General features: G+C 73.4%; 15 protein-coding genes and 1 pseudogene. 7 read left to right on the top strand and 9 right to left on the bottom strand.

The window, feature by feature from the left end; translation table 11 throughout:
• Nucleotides 1-16: 16 nt before the first annotated feature.
• A complete protein-coding gene (locus D0D28_RS21920) occupies nt 17-880 on the top strand; it encodes a trypsin-like serine protease (RefSeq protein ID WP_116111898.1) in 864 nt (287 codons plus the stop codon).
• Here the strand turns inward: D0D28_RS21920 and D0D28_RS21915 are convergent.
• Complete coding sequence (locus D0D28_RS21915) at nt 864-1,643, bottom strand: putative hydro-lyase (protein ID WP_205413332.1); 780 nt, start codon at nt 1,641-1,643, stop codon at nt 864-866. The two genes, D0D28_RS21920 and D0D28_RS21915, sit on opposite strands and share 17 nt — an antisense overlap.
• A 55-nt stretch (nt 1,644-1,698) precedes the next feature.
• Here D0D28_RS21915 and D0D28_RS21910 point away from each other — a divergent pair, with 55 nt between their 5' ends.
• The gene (locus D0D28_RS21910) at nt 1,699-2,760 is read left to right on the top strand and encodes a DUF917 domain-containing protein (RefSeq protein ID WP_116111894.1); all 1,062 of its coding nucleotides are present in this window, start codon (nt 1,699-1,701) and stop codon (nt 2,758-2,760) included.
• Nucleotides 2,757-4,250 (top strand): PucR family transcriptional regulator, encoded by a 1,494-nt coding sequence (locus tag D0D28_RS21905; RefSeq protein ID WP_116111891.1) that lies wholly within the window; start codon nt 2,757-2,759, stop codon nt 4,248-4,250. Before D0D28_RS21910 ends, D0D28_RS21905 begins: the two co-directional genes overlap by 4 nt.
• A 297-nt stretch (nt 4,251-4,547) precedes the next feature.
• Here the strand turns inward: D0D28_RS21905 and D0D28_RS21900 are convergent, their stop codons facing one another.
• Both D0D28_RS21900 and D0D28_RS21895 read right to left on the bottom strand, forming a co-directional pair.
• Nucleotides 4,548-4,955 carry a MarR family winged helix-turn-helix transcriptional regulator gene (locus D0D28_RS21900; protein WP_116111889.1) on the bottom strand — a complete coding sequence of 136 codons (408 nt, stop codon included), beginning with the start codon at nt 4,953-4,955 and terminating at the stop codon, nt 4,548-4,550.
• Nucleotides 4,952-6,385 carry a DHA2 family efflux MFS transporter permease subunit gene (locus D0D28_RS21895; protein WP_094006627.1) on the bottom strand — a complete coding sequence of 478 codons (1,434 nt, stop codon included), beginning with the start codon at nt 6,383-6,385 and terminating at the stop codon, nt 4,952-4,954. Before D0D28_RS21895 ends, D0D28_RS21900 begins: the two co-directional genes overlap by 4 nt.
• Nucleotides 6,386-6,534: 149 nt before the next feature.
• Here D0D28_RS21895 and D0D28_RS21890 point away from each other — a divergent pair, with 149 nt between their 5' ends.
• On the top strand, nt 6,535-8,259 hold the full coding sequence (locus D0D28_RS21890) for an IlvD/Edd family dehydratase (RefSeq protein ID WP_094006628.1): 1,725 nt from the start codon (nt 6,535-6,537) through the stop codon (nt 8,257-8,259).
• 286 nt (nt 8,260-8,545) lie between these two features.
• Nucleotides 8,546-8,650: pseudogene (locus tag D0D28_RS21885) on the top strand (integrase core domain-containing protein); the annotation flags it as partial.
• Between the two features lie 34 nt (nt 8,651-8,684).
• Here D0D28_RS21885 and D0D28_RS21880 read toward each other — a convergent pair.
• Complete coding sequence (locus D0D28_RS21880) at nt 8,685-9,575, bottom strand: LysR family transcriptional regulator (RefSeq protein ID WP_116111886.1); 891 nt, start codon at nt 9,573-9,575, stop codon at nt 8,685-8,687.
• Nucleotides 9,576-9,636: 61 nt separating this feature from the next.
• Here D0D28_RS21880 and D0D28_RS21875 point away from each other — a divergent pair, with 61 nt between their 5' ends.
• A complete protein-coding gene (locus D0D28_RS21875) occupies nt 9,637-9,969 on the top strand; it encodes a DoxX family protein (RefSeq protein WP_233157355.1) in 333 nt (110 codons plus the stop codon).
• Here the strand turns inward: D0D28_RS21875 and D0D28_RS21870 are convergent.
• On the bottom strand, nt 9,962-11,086 hold the full coding sequence (locus D0D28_RS21870; protein WP_116111884.1) for a citrate/2-methylcitrate synthase: 1,125 nt from the start codon (nt 11,084-11,086) through the stop codon (nt 9,962-9,964). The two genes, D0D28_RS21875 and D0D28_RS21870, sit on opposite strands and share 8 nt — an antisense overlap.
• A gap of 75 nt (nt 11,087-11,161) precedes the next feature.
• On the opposite strand from D0D28_RS21870, the gene D0D28_RS21865 reads away from it, so the two are divergent.
• Entirely contained in the window at nt 11,162-12,295 is a 1,134-nt protein-coding gene (locus tag D0D28_RS21865; RefSeq protein ID WP_094006632.1) for a citrate/2-methylcitrate synthase, read from the top strand.
• Here the strand turns inward: D0D28_RS21865 and D0D28_RS21860 are convergent.
• From D0D28_RS21860 to D0D28_RS21845, 4 genes are read right to left on the bottom strand one after another with little or no spacing between them, the layout of a single operon-like run.
• Complete coding sequence (locus D0D28_RS21860; RefSeq protein ID WP_116111882.1) at nt 12,280-13,233, bottom strand: TIGR03557 family F420-dependent LLM class oxidoreductase; 954 nt, start codon at nt 13,231-13,233, stop codon at nt 12,280-12,282. The genes D0D28_RS21865 and D0D28_RS21860 overlap by 16 nt on opposite strands.
• A gap of 22 nt (nt 13,234-13,255) precedes the next feature.
• A complete protein-coding gene (locus D0D28_RS21855) occupies nt 13,256-13,576 on the bottom strand; it encodes an STAS domain-containing protein (RefSeq protein ID WP_094006634.1) in 321 nt (106 codons plus the stop codon).
• Complete coding sequence (locus tag D0D28_RS21850; RefSeq protein WP_116111879.1) at nt 13,573-15,177, bottom strand: ATP-binding SpoIIE family protein phosphatase; 1,605 nt, start codon at nt 15,175-15,177, stop codon at nt 13,573-13,575. The genes D0D28_RS21855 and D0D28_RS21850 overlap by 4 nt, the downstream gene beginning before the upstream one ends.
• A gap of 60 nt (nt 15,178-15,237) precedes the next feature.
• Nucleotides 15,238-15,984: an alpha/beta fold hydrolase gene (locus tag D0D28_RS21845; protein ID WP_116111876.1), complete on the bottom strand. Its 747-nt coding sequence runs from the start codon at nt 15,982-15,984 to the stop codon at nt 15,238-15,240.
• Nucleotides 15,985-16,173: the final 189 nt, after the last annotated feature.

The raw sequence follows: 16,173 nt of genomic DNA, 5'->3' as shown, positions 1-16,173 counted from the left end.
GGGTTGACTCTTCCGGATGAAAGCAGCACTCGCCTCGGCCGCCGCCGTCGCCGCGATCCTGGCGACGGCGGCCCCGGCCGCCGCCATCAACTCCTACCACGCGACCCCGGCGCCCGAGCGCACCGAGGTCGGCGCGCTCGTCGCGACCTGGGACAACGACGCGAACCCGGCCACGCCGGACCGCGTGGACTGGGTCTGCTCGGGCACCATGGTCGACGCCGACACCTTCCTCACCGCCGCGCACTGCACCAGCGACTGGCCCGCGAACGTGCGGTTCTACGTCTCGCTCGACCAGGACGTGCAGTCCGGCCTCGACGCCGCCGCGCAGCGGTATCCGGGCGACCCGGCCGCGGTGGCGCGTGCGGTCGGCGTGGCAGGCGTCGCGCACACCGACCCGGCCTACCCGGGCAACTCCGCCGACTCCCACGACATCGCGGTCGTCCAGCTGCCCGCGCAGCAGGTCGCCGCGCGGTGGTCGTTCACCCCGGCGCAACTGCCCACCGCGGGACAGCTGGACCAGCTCGGGCCCCGCGGCCTGAACAGCACGCCGTTCGTCGTCGTGGGCTACGGGACGCAGGAGGCCGTCAACGGTCCCGGCGGCCACACCCACCCAGGCGGCGGCGTGCGGATGAAGGCGCCGGTCAGCTTCAACGCGCTCAACAACACCTGGGTGCGCCTGGCGATGACCGCGCCGCAGGGCAACGGCGGCGCCTGCTACGGCGACTCCGGCGGGCCGAACTTCGCCACGATCGGCGGACAACGCGTGCTGGTGTCCACCACCATCACCGGCGACGCGCCCTGCTACGCCACCAACGTGACCTACCGCCTGGACACCCCCTCGGCGCGCACGTTCCTGGCGCCGTTCACCGCGCTGCCGTAGGCACCCGGTACTCGCTGTCCCGCCGGTCGGTGATGAACATGTGGCCGGGCGAGTGGGTGATGGCGAACGGCGGCTTCGACGCCATCAGGGCCGCCTGCGGGGTGACCCCGCACGCCCAGAACACCGGCACGTCACCGGGCTCCGCCTCGACCGGGTCGCCGAAGTCGGGGCGGGCCAGGTCGGCGATCCCGAGTCCGGCGGGGTCGCCGACGTGCACCGGCGCGCCGTGGACCGCCGGCATCGCGCCGCTGATCGCGATCGCCTCGTCGACCTGGCCGGCCGGGATCGGGCGCATCGACACGACCAGCGGGCCGTGCAGCCGCCCGGCCGGCCGGCACTGGCGGTTCGTCACGTACATCGACACGTTGCGGCCCTGCTCCAGGTGCCGCAGCGGGACGCCGGCCGCGAGCAGCCCGGTCTCGAAGGTGAAGCTGCACCCGATCGAGAACGCGACCAGGTTCTCCTGCCACAGCCCGCTCACGTCGTCGACCTCCTCGGCCAGCTCGCCGTCGCGCCACACCCGGTAGCTGGGCAGGTCGCGGCTCAGATCGGCGCCGGGGGCGAGGACGGTCGAGGTGCTGCCCGGATCGGTGACGTCGAGGACCGGGCACGGCTGCGGGTTGCGCTGGCAGAACAGCAGCACGTCGTAGGCCCAGTCGCACGGCACGGCGATCAGGTTGGTCTGGGTGAACCCGGTCGCCCACCCCGACGTCGGCGCCACGGTTCCGGCGCGGAACGCCGCCCGCGCCTGGTCCGGGGTCATGGTCGCTGGATCGTCTACCCTGGTCATACCTCCAGCTCAGCACATGAAGGCAAGCATGCGCATCACCGCGGCGGACGTGCCCGCACTCGAACGGGGCGTCGCGCTGCTCGGGTCGGGCGGTGGGGGCGACACGATGACGGCGGCGGCGCTGCTGCGCCAGCTCGTCGGCCGGGGCCGCGAACCCGACGTGCCCGGCGCGCTGGATCCGGCGACCCTGGTGATGCCGGTGGGGATCGTCGGCGCGACCGCCGCCTTCGCCGAGAAGCTGCCCAGCGGCTCGGAGTTCGCGACGGCGGTGGCCGCGATCGAACGCTGGACCGGCACGCCCGCGGGCGCTCTGATGTCGATCGAGATCGGCGGGCTCAACGGGTTGATGCCGCTGGTGGCCGCGGTCGAGCTGGGCCTGCCGTGCGCTGACGCGGACCTGTCCGGGCGCGGGCTGCCGCGGCTGGACCAGCTCTCCATCGCCGCGACCGGCCGCGGCCTGGCACCGGCCGCGCTCGCCGAGCCGGGTGGTCAGGTGCTCGTGCTGGCAGCCGGTTCGGACGAGTCGGTCGAGCGGGGCGCTCGCGCGTTCCTGGCCAGTTCCGGTGGCTGGGCGGCGATGGCGTTCGCCCCGCTGCCGGCGGGGGAACTGCCGGGGTGCGCGGTGATGGGCAGCGTCACCGGCGCGCTCGAACTGGGGCGGCGGGTGCTCGCGGCCGGGGAGAGCCCGGAGCCGGACCGGCTCGCGGAAGCCTCCGGCGGGCAGGTGCTCGCGATGGGGCGGGTGCTGGAGGTGTCCCGGCGCCTCGGGCCCGGGCGGCACGGCCGCGCCGGGCTCGGCCGCGGCAGCGCCACCCTCACCGACCACCGCACCGGCGCGCTGCTGCGGCTGGAGATGGAAAACGAGTACCTGCTGGCCCTGCGTGACGGGCAGCCGGTGGCGTCCACCCCGGACGTGCTGGCCGTGGTGGACCACCGCACCGGCGTGCCGGTGCCGTGCGACGGAATCCGCGCCGGGATCGAGGTCGACGTGCTGCGGCTGGCCGCGGCGCCGTTCTGGACCGATCCGCGGCGGCTGCCGGTGCTGCGGCCGCGGGCGTACGGCATCGACTCCGATCCGGTGCTGGCATGATCCTGCGTCGTCTGCTGGCCCTGCCGTCGTGGACCGAGGTCCGGGTGGCGGCGGGCGGGTCCGGACTGGACCGTCCACTGGAGACGGTCCGGGCGACGCTGGACGCCGGGGACAGCCCGGGGCCCGGCGAGCTGCTGGTGCTGGCGCGCGAGCTGCGCGGCACGGACTGGCAGATCGACGCGCTCCTGCGGCGCGGGGCGGACCGCGGCGCGGCGGGCCTGCTCCTGCCGGAGGTCGAACCGCTGACCGCGACCCGGCTGCTGGCCGACCGGCTCGCGATGCCGCTGCTGGTGACGGCGGCCCGCCCGCTGGACCTGCTCGTCGAGGCCCGGCTGATGCTCGCCGCGCCCGAGCTGGACCGCGCGAACCTCGTGCTGGCCACGCACCGCGCGCTCGGCGAACGGCTGCGCTCGCCGGAGGAGGTGGTGTCCGCGCTGCGCGGGTTGCTGCGATCGCCGGTGGCGTTGCTGGACGACCGGGGCGAGCCGGTGGCGGGTGAGCTGGCGTCGGCCGGGCGGATCCGGGTGGGCGAGCCGGTGCCGCAGCGGGTGGACCTCGACGACCGCGTGCTGCTGGCGCATCCCGCGCTGCTGGCCGGCCCCGCGCTGTGGGTGGCGGCCGAGCTGACCGGGGCCGAGGCGGCGCGGGCGGACGTGGTGCCGCCGGCGCTGGCGGTCGCGGCGGGCGCGGTGCAGCGGTGGCTGCTGGCGAACCGGCTGGAGCTGGAACGGGACGCGCGCTCGCGCACCGCGCTGCTCGGCGACCTGCTGCGGCTGGACGCGGAGCCGGGCGCCGACATGCGCCGCCGGGCCGCGGACGCGGGGTGGCGGCTGGGCGGCTGGCACGTCGGGCTGCGCATCGGCGTGGCGTCCAGTGTGGACACGGTGGCGCGGACGACCGAGGTGGTGCGGGCGTTGCGGGCGGAGCAGATCACCGCGGTGGTCGTCGAGCACGGCGACGGCTGGACCGGGTGGGTGACGTTCGACCAGGAGCCGACGGCCGAGCGGGTGCGCACGCTGGCGGCGCGGCTGCGGGCGGCGCACAAGACGCTGCGGCGCACGCTCGGTTCGCACCTCGGGGTCGGCCGCCCGCACCCGCGCCCGGACGGCCTGGCCGCGACGATCGCCGAGGCGACGGATGGCGCGCGGCTGGCCGCGACCCGGCCCGAGTCGGGGCACTTCCTGCACGTCGACCAGCTGGGCATGGCGCAGCTGCTGCTGGAGTGGACGCGGACGGACACGTTCGAGCCCGCGGCCCGCGCGCTGGTCGCCCCGCTGCGCAACGCGCCCGGCGACCTGGTGCGGACGCTCGCGGTGTACCTGGACGCGGAGTCCTCGATCGCCGAGACCGCCGCGGTGCTGGGGGTGCACCGCAACACGGTCGCCGCGCGGATCGCCCGGATCGAGCAGCTGCTGGGGGTGGACCTCTCCCGCCCGGACGACCGCCTGGCCCTCCACCTGGCGTCGAGAGCCATCACGCTCGGCACCTGACCGCAGAACTCGGGCGCAGGAACGCAGAACTCACGCGCCGGACCGCAGAACTCGCATGCAGGAACGCAGAACTCGCGCGCAGGAACGCAGGACTCGCGCGCCGATACGCAGGACTCGCGCGCCGCGCGAGTCCCACGCTCAGGCACGCGAGTCCCACGCTCAGGCACGCGAGTTCCACGCTCAGGCACGCGAGTCCCACGCTCGGGGGCGCGAGTTCTGCGCTCAGGCACGCGAGTTCTGCGCTCGCGCGCGTGAGGTCCGCGGCCGGGGGGGCGTGAGGTCTGCGCTGGCGGTGTGTCAGCCGGCGGTGGTGAGCTTCGCCAGTAGGCGGTCCAGCTGCGCGAGCCCGTCGGCGTCCAGGGCGGCCAGCGACGCGGGCGGCTCCGCCAGGATCCGCTCCGCCGTGGCCGCCGCCTCCGCGCCCGCGGGTGTCACCGCCACCAGCTTGCGTCGCCGGTCCTGCGGGTGCACCGTCCGCGACACCAGCCCGCGCTGTTCCAGGTCGTCCACCACCAGCGTCACGTACGGGCGGTCGGTGTTCAGCCGCTCCGCCAGGTCCGCCAGCGTCAGCGGCCCGGACGCCAGCCGCCGCAGGGCCTTGATCTTGATGAAGCTCAGCCCGAGCGCCTCGGTGACCGCCTTACGCCGGTCGTGCCGGCCCAGCACGTCCTGCATCCGCTCCCACACGCGCTCCGCCGCGCTCACGTCCGCGCTCCCACCTGCTCGTCGAACAGCGCCGTCGCCCGCCGGGCCGTCGCCTTCGCCCAACCGCCCGTCGTCAGCACGCCCAGCACCATCACCACCACGCCGCATCCGGCCATGATCCACCACGCGAGGTGGCTCGCCGCCGGGAAGCCGGTCGTGAACCCGCCGGAGACGTGCGACGTGACCACCGCGCCCAGCACGGCGACCCCGAGCGAAGCCCCCACCTGCCGGCTCGTCGACGCCACCGCCGCGGCCACCCCGGCCTGCGCGCGCGGCATCCCGGACACCGCGGTGTTCGTGATCGGCGGGTTGAGCATCCCGAACCCGGCGCCGAACACCACGTAGGCCACCACCAGCCACCCGATCCCGGTCTCCGCGCCCAGCCTGGTCAGCAGCACCCCGCTCACCGCCAGGCCCAGTCCCCCGGCCACCAGCGGGATCCGCGCGCCGCGCGCGGCGACCAGCCGTCCGGACAGCGGCGCGAGCGCGAAGATCGCCAGCGCGCTGGGCAGCGTCAGCAGCCCCGCGTGCAGCGGCGTGAAGCCCCGCACGTTCTGCAGGTACAACGCGTTCAGGAACAGGAACCCGCTCAACCCGGCGAACCCGCACACCGCGATCACCGTCGCCCCGGAGAACGGCACGCTCGCGAAGAACCTGGGGTCCAGCAACGGTTCCGCCCGCCGCCGCTCGTAGGCGACGAGCCCGGTTCCGGCCGCGACCGCCACCGCGAAGCACCCGAGCGTCAGCCCGGACGCCCAGCCGTGGTGCGGCCCCTCGATGATCCCGTAGGTCAGGCTCGCCAGCGCCACCACGGCCAGCAGCTGCCCCACCGGGTCGAGCCGCCGGGCCCGCGGCGCCTTGGACTCCGGCACGAACAACGCGGTCAGCACCAGCGCGGCGATCCCGACCGGGATGTTGATCCAGAAGATCGACCGCCACCCGACGGCGTCCACCAGCACCCCGCCGACCACCGGGCCCAGCGCCATGCTCAGCCCGACGACCGCGCCCCAGATCCCGATCGCCCGCGCCCGTTCGCGCGCGTCGGTGAAGGTGTTCGTGATGATCGACATGGCGACCGGGTTCAACATGCTCCCGCCGACCGCCTGCAGCATGCGGAACACGATCAGCAGCCCGATGCCCGGCGCCACGCTGCACAGCAGGGACCCCAGCGTGAACAGCACCAGCCCGGCCTGGAACGTGCGCCGCCGCCCGATCCGGTCGGCGGTCGACCCGGACAGCATCAGCAGGCTGGCCAGCACGAGCGTGTAGGCGTCGATCGTCCACTGCAGACTCGACACGCTCGCGGAGAACTCGCGCTCGATCGACGGGAGCGCGAGGTTGACGATGGTCGTGTCCATCGCGACGACGAAGAGGCTCAGGCAGCAGATCGCCAGCACGAGGAGACGACGGCGGTGGGACAGCTCCGGCACACGCACCCCAAACGTTGCAGTCCTATAACAGTTATAAATGTACAACCCTCTGGCCTGCGCAGCCACTGTGATCTCCGACGCCTCTGGACTTCAATCATCCAATGATTTAACGTGCGGAGCGCACGCACTCGACGGAGAGGAACAGTTTCGTGACGGGGCAGAGGCGCAGCACGGCGTGGTTCGGGGCGACCGGCCGCGCGGGGATGATCTATCGCTCCTGGATGCGCAACCAGGGCTTCGGGGCCGAGGTGTTCGACGGCAGGCCGGTGATCGGCATCGCGACCAGCGCGTCGGAGCTGGCGCCGTGCAACGCGCACCTGACCCGGGTCGCGGAGGCGGTCAAGCGCGGGGTGTGGCAGGCGGGCGGGTTCCCGCTGGAGTTCCCGACCATGGCCACCGGCGAGACGCTGATGCGCCCGACCGCGATGCTCTACCGCAACCTGATGGCGATGGAGGTCGAGGAGCTCATCCGCGCCAACCCGCTGGACGGGGTGGTGCTGCTGTCCGGCTGCGACAAGACGACCCCGGCGATGCTGATGGCCGCGGCGAGCGTCGACCTGCCCGCGGTGATGGTCACCGGCGGGCCGATGCTCAACGGCAAGTACCGCGGCGCCGACGTCGGGTCGGGCACGCACGTGTGGAAGTTCGAGGAGGAGCTCAAGGCCGGGCGCATGACCCAGGAGGAGTGCTTCTTCGCCGAGGGCTGCATGGCGCGCTCGAACGGGCACTGCATGACGATGGGCACCGCGTCGACGATGGCGTGCATGGCCGAGGCGCTGGGCATGCAGCTGCCCGGCTCGGCGACCTGGCCGGCGGTGGACGCGCACCGCTTCGAGATCGCGCAGTCCGCGGGGCAGCGGATCGTCGAGATGGTCGAGGAGGACCTGCGGCCGTCGCGGATCCTCACGCGTGAGGCGTTCGAGAACGCGATCCGCGTCAACGCCGCGATCGGCGGGTCGACGAACGCGATCATCCACCTGCTCGCGATCGCCGGGCGGGCCGAGATCGACCTGTCGCTGGACGACTTCGACACGCTCATCCGCGAGGTCCCGACCCTGGTGAACCTGATGCCGTCGGGCAAGTACCTGATGGAGGACTTCTGCTACGCCGGCGGCCTGCCGGTGGTGATGCGCCAGCTCGCCGAGGCCGGGCTGCTGCACTCCGGCAGCGTGACCGTCACCGGCAACGCGGTCGGCGAGAACGTGGCCGGGGCGGAGAACTTCAACACCGACGTGATCACGACGGTCGAGGAGCCGTTCCAGCCGGTCGGCAGCGGCACCGCGGTGCTGCGCGGCAACCTGTGCCCGGGTGGTGCGGTGATCAAGCAGTCGGCCGCGTCGCCGCACCTGCTCAAGCACCAGGGGCGGGCGCTGGTGTTCGACACGGTCGAGGACTACCACGCCGTGGCCGACGACCCGGACCTCGACGTGGACGAGACGAGCATCCTGGTGATCCGCGGCGCCGGGCCGAGGGGCTACCCGGGCATGCCGGAGGTCTCGAACGTGGCGTTGCCGGCGAAGCTGCTCAAGGCCGGGGTGACGGACATGGTGCGCATCTGCGACGGGCGGATGAGCGGCACCAGCTACGGCACGGTGGTCCTGCACGTGACACCGGAGTCCGCGGTGGGCGGCCCGCTGGCGCTGGTGCGGACCGGCGACCTGATCACCCTGGACGTGGCGGCGCGGACGCTGAACGTCGAGGTGTCCGACGAGGAACTGGCCGCGCGGCGGGCGTCCTGGCAGGCGCCGGAGTCACCGTACCGGAGCGGGTACACCTGGCTCTACACGCAGCACGTGCTGCAGGCCGACCAGGGCGCGGACTTCGACTTCCTGCGCGGCTCCCGGGGCCACCAGGTACCCCGCGACTCGCACTAGTGTCCTTGGCCAGGACGTTGGTAGCGGCTGGCTGGTGTTGACATGGGGGAGGCTCCGGTTGGGGTGTGGCTTGTCCAGGGCCCACGCCAGCCGGAGGCTCTCGTGCCACACCGTGATGCCCGCACGACAGGGGCGGCCGCAGGCACATATCGCGAAGGCCATGGCATTTCACGCAAGTGCGTGAAGACACGGTGTCGCGCGTGCTGGCCCGCCACGACGTGCCTCGGCTGTCGGCGCTGGACCCACTCGCCCGGCAGGTCGAGCGCTACCACCGCACCCTGCAGACCGACAGGTCTTCACCAGCAACACCGAACGAGCAACCGCACTTGCACCCTGGCTCGAGCACTACAACACCCAACGCCGCCACAACGCACTCGGCGGCCACGCACCAGCCGACTGCCACCAACCTGACGGCCGAGCACAAACTAGGCCGGCTCGGACCGGGTCGCTTCCACACAGCAGGTCACGAAGTCGGCGATGACCGGGTTGTCGTCGTCGGCCGGGTGCCAGGCGATGCCGACCCGGGTGGGGCCGACGTCGCGCACCGGGCGGTAGACGATGCCGGGGCGGGCGTAGAAGCGGGCGGCCGATTCGGGGGCGAGCGCGATGCCGTAGCCGTTGGCGATCGCGCTCAGCCACTCGTCCGGCTGGTCGGTGACGGCTCCGATGCGCGGCTCGCCGTCGCGTTCGTCGGCGCCCAGCCAGTGGTCGCGCCACCAGCCGGTCTCGGCCGGGGCGGCGACGAACGGCTCGTCCCACAGCTCGCGGAAGGCGATCTCGTCCCGGCCGGCGAGCGGGTGCGACGCGGGTAGCGCGACCCAGCGGGGTTCGCTGAACAGTTCCCGCACCCGGAGTTCGTCCTGGCCCGGGAACGGGAGCCGGACCAGGGCGGCGTCGACCTCGGCGCCGGCCAGCCCCGCGGTCGGGTTCGACCAGGCGGCCTGGCGCATGTCGACCCGCCAGCCCGGCCGGCGGCGGCCGAACGCGGAGATGATGGCCGGTGTCGCCTCGTTCGCCGCGCTGGCCAGGAAACCGACCCGCAGCACCCGGCTGCCGGCGGCGCGGGTTTCGCGGCACGTGCGGTCCCAGCCGTCGAGCAGGGCGGGCACGCGGTCCGCGAGCACCCGCCCGGCGTCCGTGAGTGCCATGCCGCGGCGGGAGCGCGTGAACAGCGTGGTGCCGAGCTGCGCTTCGAGCTGCCTGATCTGCTTGGTGAGCGCGGGCTGGGACACGAAGAGGCGCCCCGCCGCGCGCGTGAGGTTGCCCTCCTCGGCGACGGCGGCGAAGTAGCGGAGCAGGCGCGTGTCCACGTCCATGCCACCAGGTTATGGAAGCGGGTATTGGACGCGCTCCCGCCGCCGCCCCGACGCTGGTGGGGTGTACGTGACAGTGACTGTGCTGACGATCCTCCTCAACGCGGCGATCGCCGTCGCGGACTTCGCCCGGGCGCGATTCGTGCTGGCGAACTCGGCGGCGGTGGGGGTGCCGGCATCGTGGTTGCCGGTGCTGGGGACGCTGAAGGCGGCCGGTGCCGCGGGGCTGCTCCTCGGTCTGCTGGGGGTGCGCTGGATCGGGATCGCCGCGGCGGCCGGCCTGGTGCTGTTCTTCCTCGGGGCGCTGATCGCGCACGTGCGGGCCCGCGTGTTCGGCAACATCGCCGTGCCGGGGCTGTTCTTCGCGCTGGCGGTGGCGAGCCTCGCGCTCAGTTGAGGACCCGGAACCGCAGCCCCGGCTCGCCGTACTCCTCCAGCGCGTGGGCCACCCAGCCGGCGATCCGGGCCACCGCGAAGATCGCTTCCCCGGCGTCCGGGCGCATGTCGAAGGCGTGCATCATCGCGGCCAGCGCCAGATCGGTGTTCGGGAACAGGTCGGTGCGGCCGGCGAGCTGGTCGAGCAGCAGGTCCACCACCGGGTTCTCCGGCAGCAGCGCCAGCAGCGCGTCCGCCCGCGGGTCGCGCCGCTGGTAGATCCGGTGCCCGAACCCGGGGATCGAGCCGGCGGACCGCAACCGCTCGGACAGGGCGTCCACCGGGTTCTCCCGCGCCTCGGCCAGGAACCGGTACGCCAGCGTGCTCGCCCCGCCGTGGTAGTGCCCGTCCATCGCGCCCAGCCCGGCCGACACCACCGCGTACACGTTCGCCCGCGCGCTCGCCGCCACCCGGGCGGCCACTGTGGACACCGCCAGCCCGTGGTCGGCGAGCAGGACCAGTGCGGCGTCGAGGATTTCCGGCTCCGGCGGTCGCGACGTCAGCTTCGGCCACAACCGCGCCCCCAGGGTGCCCCGCGCCGACCCGCCGGGCAGCGCGTCCGCCAGCACCCCGATCAGCCGCTCCGCCGCCGGGCGCACCGCCTCGGGCGCGAGGTCGAACCGCAGCGGATCGGCCGCCCCCAGCACGGCGACGGCCACCCGCAGGTGATCCGTCAGGCGCGCCGTCGCGGGCAGCGCCCTGGTGGCCGACCGCACCAGCCCGGCCAGCTCCGCCGACTCCGGGAACGCCGGTCGCTCGGCCAGCTCCCCGGTCCACAGGAAGTGCGCGACCGACTCGTACGACCACTCCCCCGCCAGATCGGTCACCCGCTCGCCGCGGAAGGAGACCTCGTCGCCGTCGAAGCGCGTCAGCCGCGTCCGGATCCCCTCCACCACGCCCGGCTCGCGCCCCCGCCCGGCCAGCCGGTCGACCTCCTCGGCCGCGAACAGACTCCCCCGCCGCCCCGGCCGCTTGACGCTCGTCAGCAGCCCGCGACTCGCGTACGCGTACACAGTCTCGGCCTTCACGCCCAGCCGCCGCGCCACCTCGGCCGTCGTGAGGAATCCCTCGTCGCCCATCGACCTGCGCTTTCCCGATTCACATTGACTTGATCAATATTGACAATACTCAATCAATGTACCGACAGTGAAGGCATGACCGAACTCATCGACGTGCCCGCAGGACTGCGCAACGTCGTCGTCACCACCACCGAGCTGGGCGACGTCCGCGGGCGCGAGGGCTTCTACCACTACCGCCAGTACGACGCGATCGACCTGGCGCGCCACAAGACGTTCGAGGACGTCTGGTTCCTGTTCCTGGAGGGCCGCCTCCCCGAACCCGAGGAACGGGTCCGCTTCGCCAAGGAACTGGCGCCGCTGCGGGTGCTGCCCGGCGAGCTGCGCGAGATCCTGCCGCTGGTCGCGCGCGCCGGCGGCCATCCGATCGCCGGCCTGCGCACCGCCCTGTCCGTCCTCGCCGCGGCACGTGACCTGCCGCCGCTGTGGGACGCCGGCCCCGACCGGCGCAAGGCCGACGCCATGCTGGTCTGCGCGGTGACGCCGACGATCCTGGCCGCGCTGCACCGCCTCCGCGCCGGCCTGGAGCCCCTGGAACCCCGCGCCGACCTCGGTGCCGCCGCCAACTGGCTGTACCTCGTCAGCGGCGCGGAACCGGCGGCCGAGCACGCGCGGGCCATCGAGCAGTACCTGATCGCCACCGTCGACCACGGGTTCAACGCCTCGACGTTCACCGCGCGCGTCGTCGCCTCGTGCGGCGCCGACGTGGTGTCCGCGGTTGCCGCCGCGCTCGGCGCGTTCAGCGGGCCGCTGCACGGCGGCGCGCCCGACCGCGCGCTGGCGAGCCTCGACGCGATCGGCACCCCGGACCGCATCGACGCGTGGGTGCGCGCCCGGATCTCCGCGGGCGACCGGATCATGGGCTTCGGCCACGCCGTCTACCGGACGCAGGACCCGCGGTCGGTCCTGCTGCGCGAGATCGCGACCGGGCTCGGCGGCGACCTGGCCGACTTCGCGACGACGGTCGAGCGGCGGGTGGTCGAGATCCTGGCCGAGCTGAAACCGGGACGCGAGCTGTACGCCAACGTCGAGTTCTACGCCGGGGTCGTGATGGAACTGTGCGGCCTGCCGCGCGCCCTGTTCACCCCGACGTTCGCGGTGAGCCGGGTCGTCGGCTGGTGCGCCAACGTGCTGGAGCAGGCCGCCGGGTCGAAGATCATCCGCCCGGCGGCCCGCTACGTCGGTCCGCCCGCGCCTCAGCCGGTGAGCTGAGGCAGCACCTTCGACGACCAGGCGTCGAAGAACTTGTCCTGCTCCGGGCCGATCTGCGACACGTACACCTCGTCGAACCCGGCGTCGGCGAACTGGCGCACGGCCTGCGCGTGCGCGTCGGCGTCCGGGCCGCACGGGATCTGGCCCGCGACCTGCTCCTCGGTGACCACCGGCACGGCCTGTTCGAAGTCGCGCGGCGTCGGCAGGATGCGCCCGAGGCTGCCGGGCAGCAGGTCGCTCGCCCACAGCCGGTGCGCCGTTTCCCGTGCCTGCTCCGCCGAATCGGCCCAGCACACCTTGAACCCGCCCTGGATCGGCCCGCGCCCGCCGGCCTCGCGGTAGGAGTGGACCAGTTCGCCGTCGGGCATCACCGTGGCGAAACCGTCCGCGATCTTCGCGATCCGGCGCGCCGTCTTCGGCCCGAACGCCGACACGTAGATCGGCACCGGCTGCTCCGGCAGCGTGTAGATGCGCGCCTGCTCCACCGTGTAGTGCTTGCCGTAGTGCGTGACCTGCTCGCCGGTGTGCAGCTTGCGGATCACCTCGACGGCCTCCTCCAGCATCTCCAGCCGCCGCGAGCCGGGCGGCCACGGGTCGCCGAGGATGTGCTCGTTGAGCGCCTCACCGGAGCCGACCCCGAGCACGAACCGGCCCTCGCACTGCACCGCCGCCGTGGCCGCGGCCTGCGCGATGATCGCCGGGTGGATGCGCACGGTCGGGCAGGTCACCGCGGTCGTGATGGGCAGCGAGACCGCCTGGGACAGCGCCCCGATCACCGACCACACGAACGGGCTGTTGCCCTGCTCGCCCGTCCACGGGTGGAAATGGTCGGAGATCCACAACCGCTCGAACCCGGCCTGCTCTGCCTTCTTCGCCTGTTCCACCAGCTCGCGGGGCCCGTGCTCCTCGCTGGACAGGAAGTAACCGACACTCACCATGCGCCGGGACTACCCGCGCCGGTCACCCCTCACGCACCTTCGCCAGCGGTTCGAAGCCGGACATCTCCAGGACCCGGCGCACCGGCGAGGCGGGCGCGACGACCAGGTCCAGCCCCATCTGCAGCACCTTGAGCCGCCCGGTGAGCGTGAACAGCACCCGCAGCCCGGAACTGTCCAAATAGGTCACCTCGGTGAGGTCGATCGAGACGCGCATGACGTCGTTGCCGATCGCGGAGAAGATCTGGTCCTGCACGGCGTTCGCGTTCGCGAGGTCGATCTCCCCGCTGACCCGCAGCAGGACGTGACCGCCGTCGTTGACGGCATCGATCGTCGCCGCGGTCATTCCGCGTGCCCGATCGCCCGGCGGATCATGACCTCGGTGCCGTGCGCGTGGTGGTCGATGCGGACCTCGTCCCCGCAGCGGTGCATCAACAGCGTGCCCCGGCCGCGGTTCTCGCCGCGCGGCGGGCGCCAGCGGCCTTCGTCGCACACGGTGGCGATCGCGTCCCGTCCGCGCAGCTCCATCCGCACCTTGATCACCCCGCCCGCCGGGCCGTAGGCGTGCTCGACGGCGTTGGACGTGGCCTCGCCGACCGCGACCAGCAGGTCGGACGTCGCGTCCTGGCTCGCGCCGACGATGGTCAGCCACCGGCGCATCGCGGACCGGACCTCCTTCAGCGACTCGGGTACGGCGGGCACGGTCAGCTCCAGCGGGCCGAGGTCCGCGCGGTTCTGGCGGCGCACGGCCAGCAGCGCCACGTCGTCGTCGGGGGTGTCCTCGCCGATCAGCTCGGCCATCACGTCGGCGCAGACGGTGTGGGCCTGGGCCGGGTGCACGGCGTCGCAGAGACGCTCCAGCCCGTCGTCGAGGGCGATGCCGCGCCGCTCGACCAGTCCGTCGGTGTAGAAGCAGACCACCGATCCGGGCGGCATCTCCGACACGGTCACCCGGCGCCGCACGTCCCGCAGGGCGCCGATCGGCGGGTCGACGGCGACGTCGAGCAGCCTGCCCCGTTCGCCGACGCGCCCCTGGACGGGCACCAGGTGGCCGGCCGAGGACACGTGCAGCCGCTCGAAGTTCGGCTCCACCAGCGCGTAGAGCACCGTGGCCATCATGCCCGGCTCGAAGTGCTGCATCTTGCGGTCGAGGTTGGACAGCACCTCGGCCGGGTCGCCGCCCTCCAGCGCGAAGGCCCGCAGGGCGCTGCGCATCCGGCCCATCACGATCGCCGCAGGCAGGCCGTGCCCGACGACGTCGCCGATCACCACGCCGAGCCAGCCGTTGGGCAGCAGGAAGACGTCGTACCAGTCGCCCGCGATGGCACCCTCGTCGCCGGGCACGTAGCGCGCGGCGAGTTCGAGGCCCGGGACGATCGGCAGCTGGGTCGGCAGGAGGCTGCGCTGCAGCTCCGCCGCGGCGGCGCGCTCGGCCTTGGCGCGCTGGGCGTGGGCGGCGAGCGCGATCCGGTCGGCGGCCAGCTGGAGCAGCTCGACGTCCTCCGGGGTGAACTCGCGCGGCGACAGCGAGCCGACGTGCAGCACCCCCAGCGCGTCGCCGCCGACCAGCAGCGGGACGCCGAGCAGGGTCTGGATGCCCTTCTCCCAGAGCAGCCGGTTGACGACCGTCGTCGAGTCGACCCGCTGCAGCTGCACCGGCTCCCGGCGCGCGACGACCTGCCCGGCGAAGCCCTTGCCGACCGGGACCCGGACGCCCTGGGACACCTCGGTCTCGATGCCGCGCGCCGCGACCGCGACCAGTTCCCGGCCGCCCGGTTCGAGCAGCAGCACGGCGACGGTGTCGGAGTTGAGGACCTGGCGCACGCGGTCCAGGAGTTCGGGCAGGAGGTCCTCGGTGGCCAGGTGGGCGAGCGCGCTGTCGCTGACGAGACCGATGCGCTGGAGCTTGTGCTCGGCTTCCAGTCGCGCGCTGGCCGAAGTCGACATGATGCGAGACTAGCCCCTGCTCAGGTCGGAGAAACCCGTGGTTTCCGCGGAATCAGGTTGTCACTGCCACGGTTCCGCATCGGTTGCCGGGGCGAGCAGGTTCGACGATACCGCAGGCCAGGCCGTGTTGTCCGGATCGATCAACGCGTAGTGGCCCGCGTCGTGGACGTCGATGAGGCGCGTGTCCGGGTGGGCTTCGCGGTAGGCGCGGGACAGGGCGGCGGGCACGATTTCGTCCGCGGTGCCGTGGATCAGGACGACGGGCCGGGCCGGCGAGGGCAGCCGGGCGGGGTCGAGGCCGTCCGGCGGGGTGTCGCCGAGGAAGGCTCGGACGGCGCCGTCGTCGAGACCGAGCCGGTCGGCGAGGGCCAGATCGGCGACGGCGGCCAGGGTGACGGTGGCGGCGAGTCCGGGCGCGGGCGCGCTGGCGGCGGCCCACAGGGCGAGGTGACCGCCCGCGGAATGCCCGGTCACGACCACGCGGCCGTCGTACTGCCCGGCGAGTTCCACCGGCAGGACATCGAGCGCGGCGGCGACGTCGGCGGTGGTGAGCCGGGGCGCGCCGGGGACGCGGCGGTACTCGATGGAGAGGACGTTCAGACCGGTCCGCGCCAGGGCGTGCGCGAGGGGCCGGATGTGCCGGCGGTCGTAGTCGGGCCGCCAGAAGCCCCCGTGGATGACGACGATCAGTGGCGCGTCCGGGCGGCCACGCCAGTGATCGGCGACGTGGTCCGGGCCGGGCCCGTAGCGAAGCTCGCCGTCCGGCGCGGGCGCGGGACGCGTGAGGACCGACCGATCTTCCACCATGGCCGGGCTCCCTCCGCAGGATCACTCGTTCGAGTGGCGGGCGCTGGCGTGACGCACGCTTTCCGGGAGCGTAGAACGCGAGCCGGAGGGACCCCAAAAACCGCGGGGGGGTGTCCCTATGTGATTGTCAAGCCGCGGCGGGGGCGGGGTCGGGGTGGCGGTAGTGGGTGCCGTTGCGGAGCATGGCGT

Origin of the sequence: Amycolatopsis ruanii, assembly GCF_003385175.1 — a bacterium.
Classification (GTDB): Bacteria; Actinomycetota; Actinomycetes; order Mycobacteriales; family Pseudonocardiaceae; genus Amycolatopsis_E; species Amycolatopsis_E thermalba.
The sequence above is the reverse complement of the archived record's forward strand: the minus strand, read 5'-3'. Positions and strand labels throughout refer to the sequence as shown.